At 43.0% G+C, this 6,964-nt stretch carries 7 protein-coding genes and 1 pseudogene; 4 read left to right on the forward strand and 4 right to left on the reverse strand.

Annotation, left to right across the window (positions count from 1 at the left end):
• The 4 genes and pseudogenes from RMO27_RS11825 to RMO27_RS11840 form a co-directional block, all read left to right on the forward strand.
• Positions 1-317 (forward strand): annotated as a pseudogene (locus RMO27_RS11825) (elongation factor 4); the annotation flags it as partial.
• Positions 318-479: 162 nt separating this feature from the next.
• Positions 480-608: a hypothetical protein gene (locus tag RMO27_RS11830; protein ID WP_309732650.1), complete on the forward strand. Its 129-nt coding sequence runs from the start codon at positions 480-482 to the stop codon at positions 606-608.
• 31 nt (positions 609-639) lie between these two features.
• On the forward strand, positions 640-1,437 hold the full coding sequence (locus RMO27_RS11835) for a class I SAM-dependent methyltransferase (RefSeq protein ID WP_309732651.1): 798 nt from the start codon (positions 640-642) through the stop codon (positions 1,435-1,437).
• Positions 1,438-1,485: 48 nt separating this feature from the next.
• Positions 1,486-2,208, forward strand: coding sequence for an HAD family phosphatase (locus tag RMO27_RS11840; protein ID WP_309732653.1), 723 nt, complete (start codon positions 1,486-1,488; stop codon positions 2,206-2,208).
• Positions 2,209-2,340: 132 nt separating this feature from the next.
• On the opposite strand, the gene RMO27_RS11845 is transcribed toward RMO27_RS11840, so the two are convergent.
• From RMO27_RS11845 to RMO27_RS11860, 4 genes are all read right to left on the reverse strand, one after another.
• The gene (locus RMO27_RS11845; RefSeq protein ID WP_309732655.1) at positions 2,341-3,090 is read right to left on the reverse strand and encodes a SprT family zinc-dependent metalloprotease; all 750 of its coding nucleotides are present in this window, start codon (positions 3,088-3,090) and stop codon (positions 2,341-2,343) included.
• Positions 3,077-6,310, reverse strand: coding sequence for a type I restriction endonuclease subunit R (locus RMO27_RS11850; RefSeq protein WP_309732658.1), 3,234 nt, complete (start codon positions 6,308-6,310; stop codon positions 3,077-3,079). The genes RMO27_RS11845 and RMO27_RS11850 overlap by 14 nt, the downstream gene beginning before the upstream one ends.
• A gap of 134 nt (positions 6,311-6,444) precedes the next feature.
• The gene (locus tag RMO27_RS11855; RefSeq protein ID WP_309732660.1) at positions 6,445-6,786 is read right to left on the reverse strand and encodes a type II toxin-antitoxin system PemK/MazF family toxin; all 342 of its coding nucleotides are present in this window, start codon (positions 6,784-6,786) and stop codon (positions 6,445-6,447) included.
• Positions 6,773-6,964: toxin-antitoxin system, antitoxin component, Xre family protein (locus RMO27_RS11860; protein WP_309732663.1), on the reverse strand; the 192-nt coding region annotated here is incomplete at its 5' end. The genes RMO27_RS11860 and RMO27_RS11855, both read right to left, overlap by 14 nt.

Below are 6,964 nucleotides of genomic sequence, written 5' to 3' on the forward strand. Positions count from 1 at the left end.
CTCTAGCGATGATCGTCCACCGCGATAAAGCTTATAATGTCGGTCGGGCAATGACCGAAAAACTCAAAGAATTGATTCCCCGCCACCAATTTAAAGTCCCGATTCAAGCCGCGATCGGGAGTAAGATTATCGCTAGTGAAAACATCCCCGCATTGCGGAAAGATGTGTTAGCCAAATGCTATGGCGGTGATATTTCGCGGAAGAAGAAACTCCTCCAAAAGCAAGCCAAAGGTAAGAAACGGATGAAGTCGGTGGGGACGGTAGATGTGCCGCAGGAAGCATTTATGGCGGTATTGAAGTTGAATAAAGACACTTAGATTAGATTTGTAGGGTGTGTTATCCCGCAGGGTAACGCACCGAACCAAAGCAAATGTGTGATTAATGAGATGGTGCGTTACGCTTGAGCGATAACACACCCTACAGCTACAAACTCTTCCTGAGTTTATTTGTAGCGTATGGGATCGATCCGATCGAAATTAGTGAATATTTTTGGATCTAGTGAATCGGTTGCCCAAGTTTTAGCCGGAACGAAATCGATCGAGCCACATTGGGCACAGGCTCTAGCCGATCGATTCAAATTATCACCTAAAATATTCTTACAAGCGTAATTAAATATCGATCGTCTTATCCAATATTTTTATGGCAATTAGAAAAGATACTTTGTGGGAGCAATTTCTCTCGCCGTTGATTCAAGGATTATTGGATAAAGAGCAGATGATGGCAGTACGCGATCGCATCGACTGGCAGGCTACAATCGATCGATATCAATCCCCAGAATTTAGCTATCCAGAGTACTATCACACTCAAAACTATCACGGGATCGAGGGTGGGTACTTGACACAGACGGCAGCGATTACCTACGATCCGATTACCCAATATGTGTTGCCGCCTTATGAACCGTGGGTACGCCAGGGTTTGATTAGTGAAATTCGCGATCGACCCCAGCAAATTCTCGATCTGGGCTGCGGGACAGGTTCGATGACAATTCCGATTGCACAAGCCTGTCCAGATGCCGTAGTGACGGGTTTAGACTTGTCTCCGTATATGTTGGCAGTAGCTGAAGATCGATCGAAACAAGCAGGTGTAGAGATTAGGTGGCAACAGGGCACGGCAACCGATTTAACCCAGTTTGAAACTGGTAGTTTCGATCTGGTTACGGCTGCGCTACTATTTCACGAAACACCACCAGAGATCGCGCAAACTATTCTCACCGAAAGTTATCGATTGCTAGTTCCTGGCGGCCAAATCCTGATCCTCGATGGCAATCAAAACACCCTCCGCAGTCTGGATTGGTTGAATAATGTCTTTGAAGAACCCTACATTCAAGCCTACGCCGCCGGCAATCTCGATGCCTGGTTGGGCAAAGCCGGATTTGATAATGTCCGCACCAAAGATGTATTTTGGCTCAATCAAGTAACAGTAGGCTTTAGGCTTTAGGAGCATCAATTATCAACTATCAACTATCAATTATCAATTAATTTAAGTGTGGTTTTAAAAGCAGTTTTATTTGATTTCAATGGGGTAATTATCAAAGATGAAGCAATTCATCGGGTGCTCAATGATGAGTTGTTACTATCCGAAAATTTACCACCCCAGGGTAAGGAATTCTGGAAAGTATGTGTAGGCAGAAGCGATCGAGCGGGTCTAAAAGAGTTGTTCAAACTGCGTGGGCGATTTGTGACTGAGGAATATTTGGATAAATTAATAGCTAAAAAGGCGATCGCCTATCGTCAAAAACTAGAGCAGTTAGAGACTTTGCCGATTTATCCAGATGTTTCACAGTTTATCGAGCAGATGTTTAATAGTGGCTACAAATTAGCCGTCGTCACAGGAGCAATTCGATCGGAAGTCGAGTTTATCTTGAAGCAAGGTAAACTCGGGTTATTTTTTGACGATCTGGTAGCTGGTGATGATATCGAACGCAGTAAACCAGATCCAGAGGGCTACTTACTCGCGATCGATCGGTTGAATAAACTTTATCCAGATCTCAATTTATTACCATCAGAATGTTTGGCGATCGAAGATACTTTTGTAGGGCTGGAATCTGTCAAAGCAGCCGGAATTCAAGCAGTCGCGATCGCCAATACTTATCCGTTCCACATGTTGCAGCGGCGGGCAAATTGGACGGTCGATCGGTTTGAAGATCTGGAGTTCGATCGCCTCACCAAATTTTTTGAAACTAGCGAATGCCAAACTTCAGGAGAATGATGATCCAAATGCCCGGTGGTGTGTAGCCATAACACTTTTCAGTTGGTGAGACACCGAAACCCCGACTTCTCCAAGAAGTCGGGGTTCTTTAGGGTTGTGAATCCATAAATGGCGTACGTAGTAAAAATGCAATTAGCTCATGTCGTTGGTAGCGGATCGAGATCGCAGTTCGACCTGACTATTTAAACGCTCCTTTCGATCGATCCAATTTGGCAAAATCTTCGCTAACAACTGATAAAAACTAGCTGAATGATTGGGGAAAAGAAGATGACAGAGTTCGTGAATTATTACGTAATCAATACAATCCTTAGTAGCACTAACTAGTAGAGGATTGATAAAGATTTTACCATTCGGGGTACAGCTTCCCCAGCGTTTGGACATAGTACGGAGTTCAAATCCATTACCTTCGATGCCATAAAATGATACTAAATAAATACAGCATTGATAACGTTCAGTAAAAATGATCCTGGCTCGATCCCGAAACCAATTAGAAATCGATCTTTCTACATTTTTCCTATCAAATGGGGTGGGAGTATTAACTTCTAATCTACCTTGCCAGAGCCGAATTTTGTCAGTTTGACTTTCAATTAATTTCAGGCGATATTGACGACCTAAGTACCGATAACCTTCGCCAGAAACACATTCGGGGGCAGGCAAGGGTGCGGCATACTTAGCGAATTGGCGTTGTTGTCGAGTAATCCAGGCGGCGCGATGAATAACTTTTGATTCGATCGATTCTATTGTTGTATGTGTGGGGGCTTTGATGATAATACTACTGTCTGAATGAACTTCGATCGCCAGGGTTTTGCGGGGGGAATATTCAAGGGCGAAGGTAATATTTTTACTCCCATAAGGCACGTGATGGATCTCAGTTGACTTCATAGGTTTTGGCAATAGTAAAAACTTTAGTTGTTAGTTCGCTTAAATCGCTCCAGGGAATGAATAAGTTGTGAGTCTTTTTTAAGTTATGAACTAGATCGTCGATATCATTTATCATCAAGTTTTGGATGTCTTGATGATGTTGCCAATCGCGGATTTTATGTTTGGTAATGATATCTTCAATGCCGATCGATAATAATACAAATACGTCTGAATTATTGATGTCACCGTGGATATTGCCGTCGATTGAAGTCTCTAGGCTACTAGATAATTTCGAGTGGAAAACGTTATAGAATGCCCGCGCTTGGGGGCGGGTTTGGAGTGGGGTGGGAACGGTGTTTGCCCCACCACTGCGGACGGTTGCGAGGTGCGATCGCATTTGCTGGAGATATTCAATGTCACCCAGGCGTTTGGCGCGGTGGGCATCGATCGCGGTTTGAATTAATTGACTCAGTCGCAGGTATAATACGGGATCTTCTTCCATCCGTTCGATCGCGACTTTTTTGATTCTCGCTGCAATTGCATCAGCCTGAGCCGCCGTTCCTGCAATGCTTTCGATTTCGGCATTCGATCGATCTAAATCGAAAATATCCACAGGTTCGATAATAGTAATAAATTCCGACGCGCCGATTTCTTTCTCTACCATCCGCCGAATTTGCTCGTCAAAATCGGAATAATCTACTTTTTCACCATACCTAATTTTGACTAAATCTCGCAGTTTGAGCCAAGATTTTAGATCCTGATTGTAGCGGTGTTTGGTCGATTCGGGAGTATCAGCTTGGAATGGCGAATTACTGAGCGCGAGTCGGAGATTTTTGGCGAAATCTCGTAGGGCTTCATAGAATTCATCCCGCCTGTCTTGGGGTTCGAGCCACTGTTGCAGACTTTCGAGATCCTGGCGGTTGCTGACTCCCTTGAATACATCCCACACAGCAGCGTGGAGCGTGGGAAGTTTAGCAATTTCTACCCGCACATCTACCAAGGCACCCTCAATATCGGCTCGATCAAACCCTTCCCGCTCCAGGGCGGCGTAGATTTCTAGAGCTTGGTTCATTTCACCAAAAATGCCCCGATAGTCGATTACTAGCCCGTAATCCTTGCCCTCGAAGACGCGATTTACTCGTGCGATCGCTTGCAAGATATTATGTTCTTTGAGACGTTTATCGATGTACAAAACCGCATTGCGCGGCGCATCAAAACCAGTTAGTAATTTATCGACAACGATGAGTAAATCCGGTGCATCTTCACCATCTCCGCCCTTGAATTTCTCGATTAGTTTGTCTTGATAATTTTTAGGCGTGCTGTAAATCGCCATCATATCCTTCCAAAAGCGTTGCACTTCCGAGATATCGGCTTCATTGACACTATCATTATCTTCGCGAGTATCGGGGGGCGAAATAATCACCGCCGCTCTGACTTTTCCCCAGTCATTGATTAATCTTTGATAAGTAATTGCGGCGCATTTACTAGAAGTGGCGAATTGTCCTTTTAATCCCGTAGCTTTGAAATGTTTAGCGAAATGTTCGCTGATATCATAGGCAACTTCCCGCATTCTGGCATCGGCTTCATACAGCGGTTCGGCACTTTTGAACTTGCGTTTTAAGTCGGCTTTTTGATCGGGATTTAAGTTATCAGTAATCCGATCAAACCATTTATCGACAGCTTCAGTATTTTTGAATTCACTCTCTCTTCCTTCATAGACAATTGGAACTACCGCTTTATCGCCGACGGCTTTGGGCATAGTATAGGAGTGAATAAAGCCACCGAATTTTTGGGCGGTACTTTTATCTTTTTTCAATAATGGCGTACCTGTAAAGCCAATATAACAGGCATTTGGAAACACATTTCGCATCTTGGCATGAATTTGTCCGTATTGAGAGCGGTGAGATTCATCGACGAGGACAAATATATTGGGGCTGGGATTTTCACCCTTTTCTCTCGCCACAGTATCGAATTTATCGATCACCGTAGTAATAATTTCGGCTTTGGGTAAATTGAGAAATTCGAGCAACTCTTTACCACTTTTCGCCTGAGTTACAGATAAGTTGCATTTACTAAATGTTTTAGTTAGTTGATCGTCTAAATCGACTCGATCGTTCACCAGGATAATCTTAGGATTGATAATAGTCTTCTCTCTAACTAATGCCTTCGCTAATAACACCATCGTCAGAGATTTACCACTCCCCGTTGTGTGCCAAATTACGCCACCTTGACGCGATGAATCACCCCGAACTTGCTTGACGCGATCGATTGTCGCTTGAACGGCAAAATACTGTTGATAACGGGCGATCTTTTTCGTACCATTATCAAACAAAATATAGCCATAAATCAGATCTAATAATCGTGCTGGATTTAATAAACTGTAGAGAATTCGATCCTGGGCTGATACTTCTCTAATTCCCGCCGCCCATAATTCTTTAATCTTTGACTGTACCCAAGTTTCGCGCCAACTTAGTAATTTATGACTCTGTACCCGATCCAAAGGCAAATTAATTACAGCATAAAGTTCGGCGGCAAAAATTTCAGTATTTGCTTCTTCTTTCCACACCGCCCAAAATTCTTTATCGGTAGCAGTTGTACCATATTGAGCAGAATTTTGAGCGATCGCAATTAAGATTTGAGTCACACAAAAAAAGTGTGGAATCTCATCAGGGCGATGATTGCGCAGGTGTTGACTAATTGCATCGCCAATTGCATCATTTAGATCGGGACGTTTACACTCGATCGCCACCAACGGAATCCCATTCACAAATACCACAATATCGGGGCGACGAGTTTGGGTACTATTGAGACGTTCGATCTCAAACTCATCGGTGACATGATAAACATTATTCGCTGGATTTGCCCAGTCGATATATTTCAGTTGATGGCTCTTTTTATCACCATCGATCGTTTGTTCGAGACTTTTTCCCAATCCTAATAGATCGTAAATCTGTGCGCTAGTAGTGTAGAGAGCATCATAAGGAAATTGACTAATTGCAGCGACAGCGGTTTGAATATTTGCATCGCTGAAGGGGTGAGCTTTACCCCGATGTTCGATCTGATTAAGCTTGTGAAGTTGGGTTGTTAAAATATCTTCGAGGACTACTTTCGATCGTTTCCCCTGACGATATGCGAGTGCTTCGGCTGGCGTGATGTATGTATAGCCGATGTTTTGGAGCAGAGCTAGAGCGGGAATTTGAGAGGAAATAACTTCGCGCAGATCGATCGAGGATGGGTTCATAATAATTGCGTAGGGTGTGTTACGGCGGAGCCTAACGCACCTACTTCACCATAATTTAAGCATTACGTAGGGCGTGTTTTTGTAAAAATGGTATTGGTGCGTTAGGCTTCGCCGTAACACACCCTACCTAAATTTTATGTGTTGATAATTTGTTGTAAAATATTTTCTAATGCTTGAAGATCTGGCGATCGCAATTTTCCTAGCGTTCTAATTACTAAGTTACGTTGGAGTGTTGTAATAATTGGTTTGACAACTGAAGATTTTATCAGCCCAGCACCAGCCCAATCATCAATAAGTACTTCGCCAAACTGTAAATTTGCATTCACTTGACTGGTGACAGCAATTAAAATGATATCTGGCTTGTTCTGATTGTAATTATCAGAGCTAATCACAATCGCTGGTCGCTTTTTGATGGTACTTTGGTCTGTAAAAGGAAATGGAACGAGAATAACATCTCCAAATTTATAGGTTGTCATATGCCGCGTCTTCAGAATTGTCCCAGACTTGTGAAAATGATGCTTCTGACAGTTTAGTAGCAGCCATTGTTAGGTTAGCATCTTCGGATTGATTTTCTCGTTGATATAAAAAATCGATGAAATCTTCAATTTCGATAATTCTCGGAGATGAAAGTTGACGAATTTTTTCAATCAATCT

It is taken from the genome of Chamaesiphon sp. OTE_75_metabat_556 (assembly GCF_031378165.1).
Taxonomy (GTDB): Bacteria; Cyanobacteriota; Cyanobacteriia; order Cyanobacteriales; family Chamaesiphonaceae; genus Chamaesiphon.